The sequence below is a fragment of the Xanthomonas floridensis genome (assembly GCF_001642575.1).
In the GTDB taxonomy this organism is placed as follows: domain Bacteria; phylum Pseudomonadota; class Gammaproteobacteria; order Xanthomonadales; family Xanthomonadaceae; genus Xanthomonas; species Xanthomonas floridensis.
On the sequence record NZ_LXNG01000014.1, the window covers coordinates 1 to 17,946 of the forward strand.

At 61.9% G+C, this 17,946-nt stretch carries 20 protein-coding genes; 2 read left to right on the forward strand and 18 right to left on the reverse strand.

The window, feature by feature from the left end; genetic code table 11:
• Positions 1–106: 106 nt before the first annotated feature.
• The gene (locus A7D17_RS24025) at positions 107–2,254 is read left to right on the forward strand and encodes a hypothetical protein (protein ID WP_153041921.1); all 2,148 of its coding nucleotides are present in this window, start codon (positions 107–109) and stop codon (positions 2,252–2,254) included.
• A gap of 174 nt (positions 2,255–2,428) precedes the next feature.
• Here the strand turns inward: A7D17_RS24025 and A7D17_RS09280 are convergent, their stop codons facing one another.
• From A7D17_RS09280 to A7D17_RS24440, 6 genes are all read right to left on the reverse strand, one after another.
• Positions 2,429–3,955, reverse strand: a complete 1,527-nt coding sequence (locus A7D17_RS09280; protein ID WP_064508811.1) for a site-specific integrase — start codon at positions 3,953–3,955, stop codon at positions 2,429–2,431.
• A gap of 207 nt (positions 3,956–4,162) precedes the next feature.
• A complete protein-coding gene (locus tag A7D17_RS09285) occupies positions 4,163–4,372 on the reverse strand; it encodes a helix-turn-helix transcriptional regulator (RefSeq protein ID WP_064508812.1) in 210 nt (69 codons plus the stop codon).
• Positions 4,369–4,587, reverse strand: a complete 219-nt coding sequence (locus A7D17_RS09290; protein ID WP_064508813.1) for a hypothetical protein — start codon at positions 4,585–4,587, stop codon at positions 4,369–4,371. The genes A7D17_RS09285 and A7D17_RS09290 overlap by 4 nt, the downstream gene beginning before the upstream one ends.
• Positions 4,584–7,100, reverse strand: a complete 2,517-nt coding sequence (locus tag A7D17_RS09295) for a DNA methyltransferase (protein ID WP_064508814.1) — start codon at positions 7,098–7,100, stop codon at positions 4,584–4,586. The genes A7D17_RS09290 and A7D17_RS09295 overlap by 4 nt, the downstream gene beginning before the upstream one ends.
• A gap of 354 nt (positions 7,101–7,454) precedes the next feature.
• Positions 7,455–9,425, reverse strand: a complete 1,971-nt coding sequence (locus tag A7D17_RS09300; RefSeq protein ID WP_064508815.1) for a DNA cytosine methyltransferase — start codon at positions 9,423–9,425, stop codon at positions 7,455–7,457.
• Entirely contained in the window at positions 9,418–9,576 is a 159-nt protein-coding gene (locus A7D17_RS24440) for a hypothetical protein (protein ID WP_161946534.1), read from the reverse strand. Before A7D17_RS24440 ends, A7D17_RS09300 begins: the two co-directional genes overlap by 8 nt.
• Positions 9,577–9,608: 32 nt before the next feature.
• Between A7D17_RS24440 and A7D17_RS09305 the strand changes: the two genes are divergently transcribed.
• The gene (locus A7D17_RS09305; RefSeq protein ID WP_064508816.1) at positions 9,609–10,205 is read left to right on the forward strand and encodes a hypothetical protein; all 597 of its coding nucleotides are present in this window, start codon (positions 9,609–9,611) and stop codon (positions 10,203–10,205) included.
• 8 nt (positions 10,206–10,213) lie between these two features.
• Here A7D17_RS09305 and A7D17_RS09310 read toward each other — a convergent pair whose 3' ends face one another.
• From A7D17_RS09310 to A7D17_RS09365, 12 genes are all read right to left on the reverse strand, one after another.
• Positions 10,214–10,471 carry a hypothetical protein gene (locus A7D17_RS09310; RefSeq protein WP_047693061.1) on the reverse strand — a complete coding sequence of 86 codons (258 nt, stop codon included), beginning with the start codon at positions 10,469–10,471 and terminating at the stop codon, positions 10,214–10,216.
• A gap of 223 nt (positions 10,472–10,694) precedes the next feature.
• Positions 10,695–12,464 (reverse strand): YqaJ viral recombinase family protein, encoded by a 1,770-nt coding sequence (locus tag A7D17_RS09320; protein WP_064508818.1) that lies wholly within the window; start codon positions 12,462–12,464, stop codon positions 10,695–10,697.
• Positions 12,461–13,435, reverse strand: a complete 975-nt coding sequence (locus A7D17_RS09325) for a hypothetical protein (protein WP_153041922.1) — start codon at positions 13,433–13,435, stop codon at positions 12,461–12,463. The genes A7D17_RS09320 and A7D17_RS09325 overlap by 4 nt, the downstream gene beginning before the upstream one ends.
• 563 nt (positions 13,436–13,998) lie before the next feature.
• A complete protein-coding gene (locus A7D17_RS09330) occupies positions 13,999–14,277 on the reverse strand; it encodes a KTSC domain-containing protein (protein ID WP_064508820.1) in 279 nt (92 codons plus the stop codon).
• The gene (locus A7D17_RS09335) at positions 14,274–14,882 is read right to left on the reverse strand and encodes a hypothetical protein (protein ID WP_064508821.1); all 609 of its coding nucleotides are present in this window, start codon (positions 14,880–14,882) and stop codon (positions 14,274–14,276) included. Before A7D17_RS09335 ends, A7D17_RS09330 begins: the two co-directional genes overlap by 4 nt.
• Before the next feature lie 38 nt (positions 14,883–14,920).
• Positions 14,921–15,181 carry a hypothetical protein gene (locus tag A7D17_RS09340; RefSeq protein WP_064508822.1) on the reverse strand — a complete coding sequence of 87 codons (261 nt, stop codon included), beginning with the start codon at positions 15,179–15,181 and terminating at the stop codon, positions 14,921–14,923.
• On the reverse strand, positions 15,178–15,300 hold the full coding sequence (locus A7D17_RS25025; RefSeq protein WP_275655079.1) for a hypothetical protein: 123 nt from the start codon (positions 15,298–15,300) through the stop codon (positions 15,178–15,180). Before A7D17_RS25025 ends, A7D17_RS09340 begins: the two co-directional genes overlap by 4 nt.
• Positions 15,300–15,515: a hypothetical protein gene (locus A7D17_RS09345; RefSeq protein ID WP_064508823.1), complete on the reverse strand. Its 216-nt coding sequence runs from the start codon at positions 15,513–15,515 to the stop codon at positions 15,300–15,302. The genes A7D17_RS25025 and A7D17_RS09345 overlap by 1 nt, the downstream gene beginning before the upstream one ends.
• The gene (locus A7D17_RS09350) at positions 15,512–15,877 is read right to left on the reverse strand and encodes a hypothetical protein (protein ID WP_064508824.1); all 366 of its coding nucleotides are present in this window, start codon (positions 15,875–15,877) and stop codon (positions 15,512–15,514) included. Before A7D17_RS09350 ends, A7D17_RS09345 begins: the two co-directional genes overlap by 4 nt.
• 3 nt (positions 15,878–15,880) lie before the next feature.
• Positions 15,881–16,540: a hypothetical protein gene (locus A7D17_RS09355; protein ID WP_064508825.1), complete on the reverse strand. Its 660-nt coding sequence runs from the start codon at positions 16,538–16,540 to the stop codon at positions 15,881–15,883.
• A gap of 147 nt (positions 16,541–16,687) precedes the next feature.
• Positions 16,688–17,140: a hypothetical protein gene (locus A7D17_RS23630; protein WP_064508826.1), complete on the reverse strand. Its 453-nt coding sequence runs from the start codon at positions 17,138–17,140 to the stop codon at positions 16,688–16,690.
• A gap of 88 nt (positions 17,141–17,228) precedes the next feature.
• On the reverse strand, positions 17,229–17,921 hold the full coding sequence (locus A7D17_RS09365) for a S24 family peptidase (RefSeq protein ID WP_064508827.1): 693 nt from the start codon (positions 17,919–17,921) through the stop codon (positions 17,229–17,231).
• Positions 17,922–17,946: the final 25 nt, after the last annotated feature.

The window sequence follows — 17,946 nt, forward strand, 5'->3', positions numbered from 1 at the left end:
GGTGTGCCTGTAGCAGGGGCAACACCGCGCACATGCGCCGGAAACGGCCAAAAACCGCAGGCCTGAGCGTCATTGGCGCGACCGATGCGGCTTACCTCATCCTCCGATGGCGTTGATCAGACCATCCCTAATAAACAGTGGCAAGCTCGTAAATGAAATTATCGGGCAGGATGAAATCGAGTCCGTTATCGAGGCCGCCGACCAAGCCAGCCACCTCCCCAGATTTTCGATTGACAAAATGAGTCGGCTGGCTAGTGCGAGGGCTTCAAAATTTGTCCTTGGCCAATTGAGTCTTCTAGAAATTGTTGCTGTTGACAAGAGTATTTCGCTGGCATCTGGCGAGGTGCTCAGACCCGATATCATCGCTTACAACCCGGAATCAAGGGTGGTGCTGATTTTTGAAGTGAAGAGGGAGAAGGGTCCAGAGCGGCAGGCCGTTTCAGAGTTGGCAGGTTATGAGCATGAAATTCAAAACCTGTTTCCATTCCTTTCGAACATGGACATTTGCTTTGTCATCGTTGCTCGTGATTGGAGTGACCTTTTAGACCATGGTGTCGCGAGCTTGACTACATGGTCAGGCAAGCAGTGTTTGGCCTTGAGCCTGGATTACGACGCTGAACCACGGCGATTACAATGTCGTATCGTCGAGGCCTGGTATCCAACCGCAACTGTTGATATTCCCGAAGAGGCGATGCAATGTTTTGATGTTGTCCTCTACGAGAAAACCGATGACTCGCTAAATCGGGACATTGAGTTTCCACCTCCGCTTGTTCAAACGGCCATCAGCATGATTGCTCGCGAAGGGGACCGAATGCGGTCTCATGGTTTTTTGATGCTCTGGCGAAACCTTGCTGATTCAAGTAGGGCCCATTGGGTTTTCACGTTATGCACGCTTGACCCTGGCGTCTTTCACGCAGCAATGCAGAAGAACGCTGATGGTCGTCAATCCACATTGACCACCTATTTTCCTAAAGTAGGCGGCCTTTCGAGTGGCTCTATGCCGGGGGGCGGATACCGAGTTATAGATCATGCGAAGAGTCTTCTTTCGGAAGATTACGATGTCCAGATTGAAAATCATAACACTTGGAAAGAGAAACAGCGGCAGCATCGCGGCCGCTCTGAACCTTTTTTATTTGAATTTTGGGGAGAGCCAGGCGACTTCTCGCGATCCTTTGTGATAAGCCAAACGGTGCGATCCTCTCTACTCCCATTTCTTTCGACTTCAAAGCTTGACTGGACACATCCCCTTGTGGCAATTCCTGCCATCGGCTATATGTCTGGCAGAATTCCCTTTGTGGAGGGTCAGGTCTTCTGCAGAGATCTATTCGATGCTGGGATAACGTTAGGTTCGCTGCATATATGCTTGAAGCGCATCCGATCATTGCTGGAGCAGAATAATGGTGATCGAACTGCCGAAAACGAATGCGCGCTACGCACTGCCGTTGCTTTATCTAAATGGTGTTTCCCGGAGGCTATCACCTTAATGGCTGAGCTGGCTCAGCTTTTTAAAAGCTACTCATCTATTCAGGAATCGCCGCCGCCACTCTCTAATGGAGAGGAAGAGTCGGTTGAGAGCGTGGATGCGGTTATCGAGTGGGTGACGAATCATCTGATTGATGAGGATGGTTATCACAAGACAGCATTTATGCTGGGATTGCAACTAAGTGGGTGCTACGAGGTCCTTAGCGCTGGAACACCGTTAGATAAAACGCCAGATGGCTTCGAAGAAGTTCGGGAAACCGTAGTCCTCTTATGCCGAAACGTGACCGAAGAGATGATTGAGCGGGGTCGCAATAAGCACATTTCGCGCGGAGATGGATTGTATGTAAGAGACTACATTCAGGGGCTGACATCCATTACAAATATTGTGGGTGAAACTAATATAGTGTCCGGCCTCAAAGATTTGGATTTTGATAGGCTTTTAGATGTGCTTCGTCTTTGCGTAGATGCGGTCGATAAAATTCGTTTTCCTGTCCATCACACCTTGGTGCCCACGGGGCCGTTGAAGCCAGACATGTCTTTGTTGAAGAGTCGTGTCCAACACATCTTCGAGAAAGGTGATAAGAGGCCTGCTGTTATAGTAAGTGCCTCTGGCGCATACGGTGTGGGACACCTTCCAGAAGAGTGTAAAATTCTGCCTCCCCTGGAGAGTACGGAGGACGCTATCTATTTTCTAGACCAAAGAATTGGATTTGCAATGGCTACTAAGTTGAGTTGGGAAGAAGTGGGTGTAAGATTTGCCAAAGGACTATAAGTTACGTTGCGTGGCTAACCTCCGATCTGACTAGGCGCAATCTTCTAGCGCCTAGCAAGTTGATCGCGTAGCTAGCAAATTCCGATTGTGCGCGCTTAGGTGCAAGCATTAATTCCGCGACGATAGAATCCACTCAGCCACCACACGGTATCCGGGGCAAGATCCCCCGTGATTTTAATTCTTCCATCCTTTTGTTCTTGTTTTGTTCGTCCTCTTTTTGGCCGCCTGCTCGCGCCGTCGTTCCATGTGGCGAACCTGCTTGAACGACCGATCAAATTGCCCTGGTGTGTAAGCAGGCAGGGAAAGTGGAGGACCAAACTGCTCAATGGCCGAAAAGCGAGCGGGAACAGAAGGCGGATCAACGTAATGCTTCAAGCCTGGCGGAAGCGTCAGCTCGTGGCCGGTGATTTGTTGGGAAATCGGAAGCGAGATGCCGTGCTCATTGACTAGCGAGTTGGACAAGGTGTGCCGGAAGCAATGAAAGCTTTTGAGCCGTTGGGTCAGTCCTTGCTTGATCGCATAGGCCCGGAACTGATCCCCTAGCGCGTCGCCGTGGCCGTTTTCGGCGTTGTAGGGCAAGTGCGGGAACAGTCGCTCAAAGCCTGCGCGCTTGACCTCATCCACATAGACCAAGAACCCAGCCTCGATCAGGGATGTGGGCAGGGGCACAAAACGGGAGGAGTGGGGGTTCTTCAACCGTTGATCCGGCTTGGCTCCCCGGAAATGCACGCCCCAGAAATCGCCCACCTTGCCGATGTCGTCAACATAGAGCTGAGCGACCTCGTTGACCCGAGCACCGGTCGCAAATCCCAACAGCGTGCCAAACCATCGGTGCGGATACTTCTTCGCCCAGGACGTGAATGCATTCAGTTCAAGCAGCGCTTCGAGCTCAGCCCGGCTAAACGGATCACGACTCGGCTCATCGGTGAGCGACTTGGCACGATTGAGAATGGCTTTGTGAGGTGCCTTGCTAATCAGGTCTTCGTTCGCCAAGGCGTTGAAGAAGGACGCAATACGATCCCGATGCTTCTCCTTGGTGCGCATGCTCAGCAGTTCATGACCACCTTGCCGCGCCTTGCTCAATATTTCGACAGGGGTGAGGCCGGCGAACACTGCCTTCTTGGTGGCGTTGCTGGGGTAGTGCTCAAGCGCATCCAGGAACTTTCGGACGTCATCGGTCTTGTAGTCCTCGACCGGCTTGTCGCCGACAAGCGCCACAAACAGCCCCAGGCTGTGTTCGGTATCGAGCACATTTTTGGCGCTTCGCCCCACGCGCCGCATCTCGCTGATGTGGATCGCGGCGCGCTCTGACAGCAGCGGTCCGGCGCTTTTCACAGAAGCCAGTTGCTGAAAAGGGAGGTGTTTCAGTGCGTCCAGCAGCCGGGCGTGATCGTCTGCTCCGTTGGCAGAGAGCTCCACGCCACCGACCTTGATGGTGTAGGGCCGAGCTTCGTTCCCTTGCAACGCGGCCAGAGCCTGGGTCAGCAAATCGTCCTGCATGCCCGCTCCTTGCCGCACCTGATCGAATGCTTCCGAGAGTGCCACAGCAGTTCGTGCCACGGCCAGCCGGGCGGCATCACCCAGGGACAAGCGAACGGGACGGACAAGGTAGCGCGAGCCAATGAGGGCTTGCAGGTCGGTCGGGACGAAGAAGCGCACATACAGCCCAGCAGGGCGGCGCAGAAAATACGGCTTCGGCACGGGGTTTGATACCTCGTTTGATACCTAACGCAGGCTCAAACTGAACATCAAACCCCGGGCCTAACCTTCGCGAAATCAAGCGCTTACTGCTCTTTTCCGCGATCAGATGGTGGAGGTGGGCTCTACCCGCGATCCGCTGTAACTTGTTGAATCGCAAGGCGATGGGCTAACCGCTTGCCGCCAGATGCCCCCACAGATACCCCCAGCTCAAGCCGCCTTGTCACGCAGGGCGATCTGGTCATTGATCCAGTCGGTTACCTCGGACTCGACCCATACCGATGACGTGCCCAGGTGAAGGGGCTGGGGGAACGTCTTATCCCGGATGCGGCTATAGAGAGTCGACTTCGATATGCCGACGCGGTCCAGGACATCGGGCAGCCGGAGTAGCCGTTGGGTGGTGGTCGGGGTCGTGCTCATGATTTTGCATTCTCCTGATTCGCCAACGCCGCGCGCATCTGATCGGCGCTGCCCTGGCAGGTGTTTATGAGGTCTGCGCACATCGCGCGCAGAGCGTGGTTCTCGGCGGTGACCCGTTCGATGTGGTCGGCGGCCATGGCGAGCTGCTGCCGGAGCAGATCCTTGGCCGGCTGCTTCATCCGGCGGGGCTGGCGCGGGAATAGCTGGGGCTTCATGCGGCTTGGTCCTGCGGCAGCGGGTCCATCGTTGCGAACAGATCCGGCATGGCGATCTCGCGCTCGGCCGCCTGCAGGTACCGCACGCCGTCCATGAAGTAAGCGGTGGACAGCTCGGCGGCACGGCCCCGGCGGCCCAGCTTCAGTGCCCGGTACGGCACGGTGAACAGACCGCCGAACGGGTCGAACACCAGCTCGCCGGCATTGCTGAAGCGCTGGATCAGCCGGTCGACAATGTCGAACTGCAGCGGGCAGATGTGGTTTTCCAGGCCGCGCCGGGTCTGCTCGCCGTTGAGCGTCAGCATGCGGTTGACGTCGTGCCACACGTCCGGGTCATGGCTGCCCGGCGCCAGCGACATGAAGGTGGAGGGCAGTGCGCCGCGCGCCTCCAGCTCTTCACCGATGCGCACGTGGGTCTCGTAGTCGTAGACCTCGCGCAGGCTGTACTCGGTGAACAGCTTGGCCAGTTTGTCCGGGCCCAGCTGCGCCAGCTCGTCGGCCGTCAGCTGGCGGCGGCCGCTCGAGCGCCAGAACGCATGCGCATCTACCTGCCAGCGCGCCCGCGTGTAATCCGCCTTCTGCTTGCGGACCGGCTCATCGGCATAGCCGCGGCTGCGATCTGTCTGCGGCTTGTGCAGCAGCACGATGTACTCAGGCGAACCCACCCCCATCTTCGTGCCGTCCTTGCACTGCTCCGACCATCCCAGCCGGTAGGTCTGGTTGTTCTCGCGCACCACGTCGGTCACAACCGTGATCAGGCCCATGTAGTCGAAGCCGTGCGACCGGTAATGGAAGATCGCCTCTGCATGGAAGGGGCTGACCGTCGGCACGCCGGCGCCGGTGACCGCGCCGAACTGGATCCGGTCCTTCACGTGGATGGCCGCGATCCGGCCCGGCTTGAGGATCCGCAGCAGCTGCGTGCTGAGGTGGTCCATCTGTGCCCAGAAATGTGCGTTGTCGTCGGTGTGCCCGAAATCGTTGTAGCTCGGGCTGTACTCGTAGTGGTTGGCGAACGGGATCGAGGTCACGATCAGGTCGACGCTGTCGTCGGCCATGCCGCGCGTCTCCACCACGCAGTCGTTGTTCGCGACAGTCCAGCCGGTACCGCTGGCTTCGATCCGCTCCACGCCGATCGAGCGCTGAAGTACTTGCGCCATGGCGGCCTTGCTCAGGCCGTATTCCCTGATGATCTCGCTCATTTTTTCTACCATCTCCTCGTGGCGCGTCCACTTCGCCTGCAGGCTGGCCAGCACCTCGCGCTCGCTCTCGGCGTAGACGATCCACACCTCGACCGGGTGCGTCTGCTGGTACCGCTGGATGCGGTGAATGGACTGGATGAAGTCGTTGAACTTGAAGCCGATGCCGGCGTAGACCGACAGGTGGCAATGCCGCTGGAAGTTGCAGCCGCTGCCGGCGATCACCGGCTTGGCAGACAGGATCGGGATCACGCCTTCACTGAAGTCGATGACCGCTTGCTCGCGCTCGTCCAGCTCCTGGTCGCCGTAGATGCTGACGGCGGTGGGGATGGCAGCCTGCAATGCATGCCGCTCTGCCTCGAGGTCGTGCCAGATCAGCCAATGCTCATCCGGCCTGGCGGCGACCACCTGCTGCACGGCAGCCACGCGCGCGCCGAGCGTGTCGCGTTTCTCCTTCGCGGCATTCTGCAAACCCATCGCGGCATCGCGGAACAACTTGCCCTGGCCATCTCGCTCGGCGCCGGCAGTGTTGTGGTCCACCGGCACCTCGACGTAATGCACTGTCAGCTCCGGCAGGTCATAGCCTTCGTCGCTGTAGCCCAGGTCGGACGGCTTTTGCAGGAACAGCGCCCAGCTCGCCACCCATAGCCAGAACTCACGTTCCTTGTGGGGGTACAGCGTCAGGTTGTTGGCCTGCGTGCTGTCGCGCTTGAACCAGCGGGTGAGCGCCTCGCCCGTGTCCATCACGCCGAGGAAGCCGGCGTAATGGATCAGCTCTTTGTAGCGGTTCGGGCTGGGCGTGGCCGTGGCGACGAACCGGTACCGGACCTCATCGAACAGGCTCAGGAACTGCTGATAGGTCTTCGATCCGAAGCTGCGCAGCACAGAGGCCTCGTCGAGGCTGGCCGCAGTGAATAGGTTCGGGTCGAGCTTCCCGTCTCGCACGCTCTCGTAGTTGGTCAGATGGATGCCATCGAAGTCCGGATCCACCTCGGCGCTGGTGCGCACGAAACGCGTATCCAGCCTGAGCTTGCCTGCGTCGCGGCGGAACTCCTGACGCACGCCCAGCGGCACCACGATGCCTACGGCTCCGCCGGCATGCGCGCGCGCCAGCCGCATGATCTCCAACTGCTGCATGCTCTTGCCGAGGCCGAAGCGCTGGAAGAGGGCGCGGCGCCCGCCGGAGCATGCCCACACTACGCTGTCGCGCTGGTGCGGCTTGAGGAGCGGGTGCACGTCATCGGGCGAGACGTCGAACCCGAGCGACGGCGCGACGCGCACCTTGCGCTCCAGGAACTCGCGGTAGGGGTCAGCCACGGCGGACCCCTACCTTTGATCTACTTAGCGCAGATGTGGGTATTTCATTACGAGCTCCGCCCTGCCCATTGCTGCCGCGGTCTGCCGGTCGATGCCTGCCGGAATAGAGCTGTGGACAAAAATCACCACGTTTGCGTCCTGCCAACTTGTGCCCGGCGTGGAAGAGGAAATTTCCAGATCGATATAGCCGTTTGGTATGGACAAAGAGCCAAGATGCTCTGCGGTCAAAATAGTCCCGTGCTCGGGTCCCCCAGCTAAGTAAGCAGCTCGCATATCTAACCTTTTTCGGTGGATTGATAGGCTGAACTTTAGGCAAGTTTTCAGAAAACAAGATGGTGATAAGCAGATCTGTTTTCATGCGGCCATCCTCAGTGTGGCGTCTGCGGAATCCAAATTGGCTTCGGCAAGCGCGCGCAGGGGCGGTGGACTGACACTGTTGCCGCACATGCGCACCGCGGCGCTGGTGCTGATGGCCCGGCCGTCCGCGGTGTGCGTGATCCGGTAGGCGGCGGGGAAGCCCTGCGCGCGGAACAGCTCGTGCGGCTTGAGCATGCGCAGGCCGATGTCGACGATGACGTAGGGGGTGCCCTGAATCACCACGGTGACCAGCGCCAGCCGGTCCTTGGTGGTGACCGTGTCCAGCGGGTCGCGCGGGTCTACGGCGATGCCGCTGCGGTAGTACTTCACCAGGAACGCGGCCACCTGCAGCGCGCCGGCCTCCTGCTCGGGGCTCAGCGTGCATTCGACGACGCCGTGGTGCACCGCACCGGCACACACGGTGCCCAGTGGCGCGCCGGCATCCTGGCCATGCGCGTGCCGGCGCATGGTGATCAGGTGCGCGGTGGCGAGCTGCTGCTGGCTGCCGGTGGCGGTGATGGTGCTCATCGGCTCGCGCGCATCGCGGCCGCCGCCTTCGTAGAAGCCGCCGTTGGCCTGTTCGAGGAATGCGGTCATCACGCCTTGGCCGCCGCCGCTCGCGACGATGGTGCCGATAGGCCCCTGGATATCGTTGATGCCGTGACTGAAGCGCTTTCCCGGAGTTTTACCTTCGCCATGGCCCATCTGCACCAGGCAGGGAGCCACCAGCGCGGTGTCCGCCTTCGTGGTCATCGTGTAGAGCGGCTCAGCACCGGAGCGCGGCTCTGACTGACCTGCGCGGCCACCCACACCGGCCAGGATCGGCGCTACGGCCGAGAAGTGGCCGCCCTTAACTCCCGCGCAGATCGTGCGCAGCGGCTCGTCGGCGCGCATGGTGCGCTGATTGCTGGCATTCGAGTGCTCGGTGATGAAGGGCGCCAGCTCAGGCGCAACCAGCATCAGCTCGCCGCGGTGCGCGGCAGTGATCGTCGGCAGTGGCGCCTGCACGTCGTTGACGCGGTCCGAGCCCTGATGAGTGGCCGGCACGATGAAAGGATCGGCCGATTGCAGCACGTGGCGGATCACGCCCTTGGCGATACGGCGCAGCGTGGCGTCAGCGAGTGGGCGCTTGCGGGTGAAGATCGACGGGCAGGGCAGCGAGAAGTCCAGGCAATCGGCGGCGCGCACGCGCGGCAGCTGATGGGGCGCGGTGCCGTGCGTCGGCGAGGGCCACACGATCGGCTCACCATCGCGGCGCGCGATCAGGAACAGCCGCTCGCGGCTGGTGCCGGCGCCGTAATCGCTAGCGGTCAGCTTGCGCCACTCCACGCGGTAGCCCTTCGACTCCAGTGCCGCGACGAACTGGCGCCAGGTGCGGCCGCTGTGGCGCTTGTCGGGCACCAGCTGCTGATTCGCTACCGGCACTTGCTCGCCGCGCGCCGCAACGGTTCCGTCCATCTTCAGCACGCGGCCGGTCGCCTTGCAGCGCTTGGCCACCAGCGGACCCCAGGTCAGGATCTGCCACACGTTCTCCAGCGACAGGATGCGCGGCGCGGTGTTCGTGCCGTCTCGCAAGTCGGCGCGTAGCAGCTGGCCGATCCACTTCAGCGCGACCCATGAGAGCGCACGCGTCTTGTGACTGCGCGGCTGGCCGCCCTTGGCCTGGCTGAAGTGCGTGCAGTCCGGCGAGGCATGGAACCAGCCCACAGGGCGGCCCGCCACGTCCTTGCGCGGGTCGGCGTGCCAGATGTCCTCACGGTGGTGGATCGTCAGGGGATGATTGGCGGCATGCATGCCGATCGCCCACTGGTCGTGGTTGTAGGCCAGCGCCGGGTCGACGCCCAGCGCCTGCTTCAGCGCCTCGCTGGCGCCGCCGCCGCCGGCGAACAGATCGACCACGATCTCACCGGGGCGCAGGCACGAGACCTGCGGAGCGGGGAAGTTGAAAGAGCGCGAGCTGTCAGCCACCGCGCGCCTCCCGCTGTGCCTGATCGCGTAGTTGCTGCAGCGCCGGCAGGTGGGTGAGCCGGATCAGCTCATCACTGGCGCCTGCTTCGCGCGCTCGGCTCAGCGCCCAGTCCAGCGCGGCTAGCTTGTCGTTAGGGTGCAGAGCGGTCATGGCAGAATTGGCTCCTGAGAAGAGGGGCGGGAATGGCAACTTTGAAGTGGGTATTCGTGCGCTGCTGGCCGCTGGGGCCTTCCTGCGAAGTCGATTGGGATGCCTGGGCCGCGATCGGCACTTTGGCAGCAGTGGTAGTCGCGCTCTGGCTTGGGTTGTGGGGCCAATTTGCTGCGGCGCGACTCGCAAGAGCTAAAAGAGACATAGCCATCCATATCGCGCGAGCTCAGGCCAAAGCGTTGTTCGACAACATCGAGACGCTTGGCGGCAATCCTGGCGTTGCTGCAAATATGTGGGATGAGCGCGTGGTTGCATTCGTCCTGCATGGCGAAGCTACCGTTGCAAGCAATTGTGCCGAGCTCGAGAAAGTCATGCTCGACCTTGATCAGGGAAGAATTGAGCTTCTGGCCCCGCTCGTTTCCGAGTGCAGGACAATGGCGAACGAAATTCATGGTCTTCGCAGATATGGCGCAGGCGAACAGGTGAAGCTGGCTGACTACATAACCCGGTACACGCACCGGAGAGCTATGAGGGCCCTGGATAGAGAGGTGGCGGTGATGACCGTACTCAACGGGGTGGCCACGCAGAACCGAATGCGGCTGCAACGATCGCCAAGACCGGGGGAATAATGCGTTTGTCACGCGGCAACTCCCATAGCGGCCAGGTCGATCTCGTCCACGCGATCGCGCAGCTGCCGGCGCGCGCGGCGCAGCTGCTTCGCCACGTAAGCTGGCTCGTCCTTGGCGGTGAAGGTCAGCGCATGCATGTGTAGCGCGCTGGTGTGATCGCGGCGGAACATGCGCCAGGTGATGAAGGCGCCGTCGCTGGTGGGGAAGCGGCCCCAGGAAAAGCCGCCGTTGCGCTTGGGCGCGCGGCGAGAGTGCTGTCGGTTCAAGCTGCGTACCTCAGCAGGTGAGTGCGCCGCACCGGGCCATGCCACAGCGCAGCGACGTTGTTGAGCCGGATCTGCTCGGGATCACGGCGGATCGGCGCGAGCCTGGTCTGGGCCCGCTTGATGTCGTTCCGACAGAGCACGCAGACGTTGACCACGCGCCCGTTCTGGGTCGGGAACTCGGAATCGCTGAGCGACCTTTTGCAGCTGGTGCAGACGCGCGCCATCACGCGGCCTGCTGGTAGCTGTCGGCAGCGGCGCTCGCAAACACCTTCTGCATGGCGGTGAACATCGCAGGCAGCTGCGCGGCGTCGTACAGCTTCGAGGCGCGCTCGATGGTCAGCGGCAGGAAGCCCAGCTGCGCCAGGCCGTCGGCGGTGATCGTCAGCGGAGCGATCTTGGCGTTGATGTCGCCCAGCTTGATGCGCACGACCTGGGCCGGCGCTGGCGCAGCCGAAGACTTCACCGCCTGCGAGAGAGCGGGGGGGAGGGCCGCAGGAGCAGCCGCCACCGGCACCGGTGCCGACACGGCCGCCGGCGCGGGAGCAGGCACCGCGGCAGCGACACGTGCTGCCTCGGCCTGGGCATCGGCGCGACGCTGCGCTGCCTCGCGCTCCTCCTGTTCGCGCGCCAGCTTGGCGGCTTCTTCCTGGCGGATCTTCTCGCGCTGCGCCTCCAGCCGTTGCTCATCGACGCGCTGCTGCTCGGTGATGCGCGCGGTGATCAGGTTGCGCAGATCCTCCGGCGACTTCGTGGCGCACAGCTGCACGCGGTCATGGAACAGGCCGGCGAAGGTGCCCATCTCCATTTCCAGCACGCGTACGTTGGCGCGCACGCGCTCGGCCTGCTGGCTGGCCGCTACCTTGGCGTTCGCCGCAGCGGTACCGACGGCGTCCAGCATGCTGCTGATCGACTTCTTGCCCTTGATCACCGCGCCGATGTCGGCCTGTAGCGAAGCCGGTGCCGCCAGCGCATGCGCTTCGAGTCCCGCATTGATCGACGCATAGTGATCCCGCACCGACTGCACGCCAGTGGCGACGATCTGAGTGCGGCGGTTGTCCTTCTCGACCTTCACCAGCTTGTCCAGCTCCAGGCGCACGCGGCGCGCTTCGGCTGCCACCTCGTCTATCGTCCGGAAGACCGCGTCGATGTCGGCGGTCTGGCCGAGGATTTGCTGCTTCGTGGCCTCCAGCCGATCCTCGACTCCCTTGCACCACTTCACCGTTTGCTCTGCGTTGGCGAAGTCGTCGTCGGTCTGCAGCTCGCGGTTGATGCCGCTGAGCACGGCCATGGCCGATGCCTTGAAGTCGGCGAGGTTGGACGCGGTCACCATGCCGGTCACAGCGATGTGCAGCGACGGCAGCGTCTCCGGCGCGCGGCCGCTGGCCACCGGTTCCGCTTTTTCGACATGCTCGTAGGCGGCGACATCGGCCTCGAATTGCTCCCAGCCGGCGCTAATGCGTGCGCGCAGCTCCGGATCCGGCGCGTACCAGCAGTGGCGCTCCTCGACCAGCTCATCGCCGCGCCACTTCGAAGCCATGAACAGCACTCGTGCCGCGCCGGAGACCATCGCTTGGTGCTCCATCTGGACCCGGTACTGCAGCGGCAGGTCTGCACCCGTGCAGCCGTCGACCATGGCGCGCCGCAGGTCATCGTTCAGGCTCTTGTGCTCGAACGCGACTTCCTCGAGCAGCGACAGGCCGTCGAAGCTGGCCGAGTACTTCCCGTCTTCGCCGACGCACGGGTACAAATCCTCGCCGATGATCTGCTCGGCGATGGGGCGCGCGAGGGCTTCGTAGCGGTGGCCATCGGCGAAGCGCTGGAGCGTGGCGTCGTCGTATTCCTCACCAATGCCGGTAGCGACTTCGCGAACCAGCTGCGCGCGCGTCTTGTACGAGCTGCAGCCGAGCATCGCAGGCGCGTCGCTGGCGTTGAGGTGGGTAGCGCGGTGGGCATGCCATTCCGGCGTGCCCTGGATCAGCTCTACGATCTTCATGCCTGCTCTCCTTCGCTGCCTTCACCAGAGGTCGGGCCGGACTGCTCAACGGGTGCAGGCTTCTCGAAGGCCGCAACCTGTGCACGTTGCTCTGCCGTGAGGGAACCCTTCGTTTCCGCCATCGCGATGATCTGGGCTGCCGACTTCTTGCCGCCTTCGATTGCCGCTTTCCAGGACGGCAGAGCGGCGGCAAACGCTTCCGCGCTATAACCGGCCGGCTTCTGGGGAGTTGCAGGTGCGGTGCCTGCGAAGGCGTCCTCGGGAGTGGTGTCCCCTTCCTTGATCGCAGTTACGATGCCGCGCAGCAGGACAAGATGCTCCAGGCCGATGTCTTCGACACCAGCAACGTCTAGCTTGGCGCAGACCTGCTCGGCAGAGATCCCAAACCGCTGAAAATGCGCCAGCGCGTCGGCGCGCCGGTTCGCCAGCGTCTTGATGTCGCCCATGATCACCTTGCGCGCCTCGACGTACATGTCCTCCCAGAACGCTTTCGGCACGCCCTTCAGCACGGCGTTGCGCAATGCGATAGAGCAGGCGGCATTCGCGGTAACGCCGATCATGTCGGCCTTGAAGCGGCGGCCCTGCCGATCGACGATGCGCCGCTGCACCTCGTAGGTGATCGCCACGTTGCGCTCCAGGTCATGGAACACCCCTTGCGCGGTGATGAACTCGCCCTTGTCGTCGATGACGCGTGCGCCTGCACGGTTGTTGCCCCATGCAGAGGCGACGATCTCAGCGAAGCGTGCAGATGGACCCTCGATCGTCTTGCCGTCGCGGGGGAGGGCATAGACGCATTGCTCCGCGATGCTCTGGCTCAGCGTGACCATCTGGATGGCCTCATCGCGGAAGCGCTTGAGCGAGCGCGGGAATCGGCGTGCGGTGGTGATCTGCTGTTCGATCTCCGAACGGCTAATCATGGCGGCCATGCCCTCCTCGGGGACGAGCTGGCCTTCTTGTAGTTGTGCGCTCACTGCAATCTCCTGCCGGCGGCGCCGGCGTGTTGTCGATGGGTGGAGGGGCCGGCGGTGTAATCCCGGCTTGCTACCGCATGCTGTGGCTCCGATTACCGCGTGCGCCCGGCTAGGTTCATACGCACGTCTTTGGCCGGCAGGTCGCCTGTTTCCCGGTTTTTGACAGAAGGCCGGAACCTTCTTTCCCGTGGGCGGTGTCCCGCTTTGGGCGCTCCCAGTTGCCTAGGCATTCGCGCATCACCACTGCGCGTTCCCTCCATAGCGGAGCGGCCTGGTCTTCGATACGACAGACAGGAACGCTCGTTGATCGCAAGCCACTCCGCTATGGATAGAGGCCGGTCTTTCCCGGCGGTCAGCGGTGTTGCATCCGCGCCACTCGTTCACCCATGAGCTTTCGCTGGGGCCAGTCTTTCCCGGCTGCATAGGCTTTCGCCTCCCGCTCCTTCTTGCGCACGTATCGGCGGTGCGGGCGGTTCCCTTCCTGCCTTTAACGTCTGACCTTCGAGAGTCAATGCGCGGTGCGATCGCGTCCGTGGACACCTGCCACGGATCAGGGTTCGGGATCAGGCCGCGTCGGACAGCGGGCGGTCTTCGACCTTGCGGTAGGGCCAGCGCACCGGGTCGGCCTTGATCACCTTGTTGAAGTGGCCACCCTTCGACTCGGCCGCCTGCAGCGCGGCGTAGTCCTCGGCGGTGACGTTGTCGTAGTGGTAGAGCGAGGTGTTCTCGCCCTTCCAGTTCTTGAAGCGCACGGCGAGCGTCTGTGTGGCGGCGTCGTGGCCGATTGCCGCGATTTGGCGGCTCTCCACGTCGATCAGCGGGATGCGGACGGGCGCGTTCATGCGGCGGCCTTCTTGCCGGCGTCGATCAAGCTCGCGGCTTCGGCAGCAGCAGCTGCGTTGTCCTGCGCATCAAGCGTGTCGCCGCCCTCGGTCAGATCCTCGACGACCGCAGCGCCACGCTTGGGAGCGAGGAGCGTCAGCAGCACGTCTTCGCGGATCAGCGCTTCCGACAGCTCGGCCAGTTCCTGCGGCTCGACTTCGGCCGATGCAGTGAACGACATGGCCAGGCTGCCGCCTTCCTTCGGCTCGATCACGAAGCGCTTGAGCTTCACGTCAACCAAGATGATCGGATCGGCAGTTTCGAGCAGGCCGGCCAGGTGCATCTCGTAGCCGGTGAACTCGTGGCTCAGCTTCAACGGCTCCAGCGCCGGATGCTTCACCGCGGTCAGGCCGTCGCCGCCGATCTGCGGCAGATCCTGCTGCTCGCCCTTGGCCGGTTTGCGGAACAGGTCGTGGCGCAGGGTGGAGTCGAACGAATCGAGCGCTTCGTTGCTGACACTCAAGACGAACTTGATGTCGGCGGCGAGCTGGCGCTCCTCGCCATGGCGCTGGATGCGCTGATTGACGTTGGCGATGGACGCCTCGTGTTTATCGAGTTGGAACATTGGAACCTCGTCGGGTGGTGCCGGCGCGCCGGCGGGGATCAACGGACGCCGCGGCGCGGCTGTTCGGGAAAATCAGGGGTGATGTCGGTGGCCGGCTTGGGCTGGGCACGGTGTGCACGGGCTCGGGCTCGGGCGTTACGCAAGCTCTCCGGCACGTGCAGCGACAGCACGAAGGCAATAACCAGCAGAGCGGAGGAGATCTCGTGCGCGTTCCGTTCGTAGGCAAAGATCGCCAGCGCGGCCAGAAACAGAATCGACTCGCCAAGGAACAAAAAGCGGTAGTAGTGGCGGCCGGTCACAGGAATACCGCCTGGGCCAGCAGCGTCAGCACAGCGCCCACAAGCATGCAGATCAGCGCGAACGGCACGTCCTCGCGCAGCATGTGGCGCTGAAATTCTTTCTCTTCCATCTTGTCCATCACGCAGCCTCCGGGCCGTCGCCGAACGCGGTTGCCGACTCGTCAGGCTCGCGCACGTGCTGCGATGCCTGCACCCGCAAAGGGCGCACGTTGTCGGGTCGGAAGGTACGGGCCAGCTGACCGGCGACCACCGGGCCGTAGCCGCGCTCCGTGGCTATGGCGCGGACCAGGTCGGCGCCGCGGGCAGAAACAGGGAAGGGGATGACGGCGCTCATGCGGCCACCCGCCACGGCATTTCGGCCACCGGCGCCGGCTTGGCTTCGTACACCACCAGGTAGTGCTGCACCGCCTCGATCCGCGAGCAGTCCACGTCGTCCATGCGGCCGCTGATCAGCTGCGACAGGTAGTCGCCGATGGCGTTGCGCAGGATCTCTGCCGCGCCGGTGTCGTTGCCGTCCGCGAGGTGGCCGGCAATCAGAGCCAGCTGCTCGGTCGTCAGCTCGCCCAGCGCTTCGCTCAGAACGAAGCCAGAGCGGTGCAGGGCACCGGCCAGGACGTCGGCGCGCTCGTCCGACAGCTCATGCCGGCTGCAGGTCGCGCAGCCGCACTGCGGGTGGTACGGGTGGCGATTTGCCATGGCTCAAGCCTCCCCACGCTGGGCGGACTGGCCGCTATGATCTGTAAGCAAATTCGCGCCAATGGAGGAAGCGCTATGCCCATTTGGGCTCAATGGATCACTTTCGCGGGTGCGGTAATCGGCTGCGTGGTCGCCGTTGCCAACTTGGTCATCAACTACGTGCGAGGTGCTCGCAGCATCCGGATCGGCGTGCAGTTCGAGCCAGTCCATGACAAGCCGACCCGCCTTATCATCAAGGTCGTAAACCGTGGCGGTGTAGCGGTAACCATCGCAGACATAAGCCTGATAGCTGGCCGGGATGGGAAGGGCCAAGCCCATCGCCTGAGGGTCGAACACGGGCAGCAGTTCGCTGGCGCCGTGGTCGAAAAAGGCACCAAACTTTCTTTCCGCATCCACCCCGAGGCGCTGAACGAACCACTGGATGCTGGCGCCCACACTGTCCAACTCACCACGGCGGATGAGCGCGTCTACAGCCTGCGCTTCCGGGAGCTGCTTGACCGCAAGGATGAGCTGCAGTGCGTAATCGTCCCCAACGGGGCGGCACATCAAGGCTTCAGCATCGAGCGCCGAAACGCGCTTCCTGATCAGGCGCGTTCCGAGTCCCGCCAGCGCGGCGATGGCGATCGCCACTGAGGTTCCGACAAGTAGGGGCTGGTCGTACATCTACGTTCTCCGTCGCACGTCCCCGGCGGGATCCGGGTAGTTCGTTGCGATGGACGTAGATTACCAAACGGTAATCATCTGTCAATACCAGATGGTAATTATTTTGGCCAAGCGGAATTGGCTGTCGCGATAGGTCCAAGCTGACTCTTACAGAGCCGGCTCGATACTGGACTCACCTTCGAGCACTGTGTGGATGCGGTAGGAGCGGGATTGCCCTGGATCGACCACGATCTCAAGGCTGTGGCTGCGCGCGACCTGGCGCTCTTCGCTATTGACACCGCAAAGACCCCTGCCGCCAACCGATCGAGAAGTAATAACGTGCCGCCCTACGCTCAAGGCTATGGTTGCGCGCTCGCCAGAGTTGAGGTGCGCAGCAGGCTTGCCATCTATGTAAAGCCCCAAGAGACAGCCGGATCCGACCATGCCAATGTCGCGGACAACAGAAATCGAACCCGTAGGATCTGCCTGGGCGCCAAAGTCAAATAACCGATCAGCAGACACATCTACTATCTGATCTGCCCGTGGTTGCTTCGTCGGTTGGAGGCAACCGGACAGCAAAGCAACTGCAAGTGCGCTGATCGCGATCAGACCAATCTTCATGCATTTCCCATCTTATGTGGACGACTGCGGAAGGGATCCGTTGAGCACCGGTCAATGGTAGCAAGACAGCGATCCCCGGGTAGGCCAGTTAGAACCTACGGAATCCAGCGTGGACGAGAGCCTTGCCGCGAACTGCGAGATCCGTGGGATCGCAGCGCCACTCTTTGAATTCTGGGTTCGCGCTGACTACATAGAGGCCATCGCTTCTTTTTTGCAGCATCTTGATCTGTGTCTCACCGTCGTAGCTGATCAAGTAATAGTCGTCGCCGTCGAAGTAGTCGATGGACGTGTCGATCCATACGATGTCGCCATCTTCAATCTTGGGGCGCATTGAGGGGCCACGCCCAGTGATGATTTGGATTCGCCCCGGTTTTGGGAGAAAGCCGAGCTTTCGGCGGACCTCCCATTCGGCCACCTCCATGACCTTCATAACCTCGGGAAAATCTTGGTTCACCACGCCTTGCCCCATCCCTGCTGCTCCCTCGAAAAGCTGAAGGCGAAGGTATCCCTGAGGGGTCTCAGCAGATAAGACAGTCGAGGTCGCAGCGGTTGCTGCTGAGTCATTGTCCAGATAGCCACTCGGCATGCCTGAAGCCTGCTCCAGCGATCTGGCTTTTTTCTCCCCGAATGACTTCTTGCCATTCAGCAGGCCGGACAGCTCCCCTTGATTAATGCCGACAGCGGCCACGAAGGATGCCTGCACGCCAGCATGGCGATCATCGATCCAAGCGCGCAGACGAGCGCGACGCAGCGCAACGATGGTGGGGTCTGTAGAGGTCATGACCGATTTTCCCTTACCTATCGGT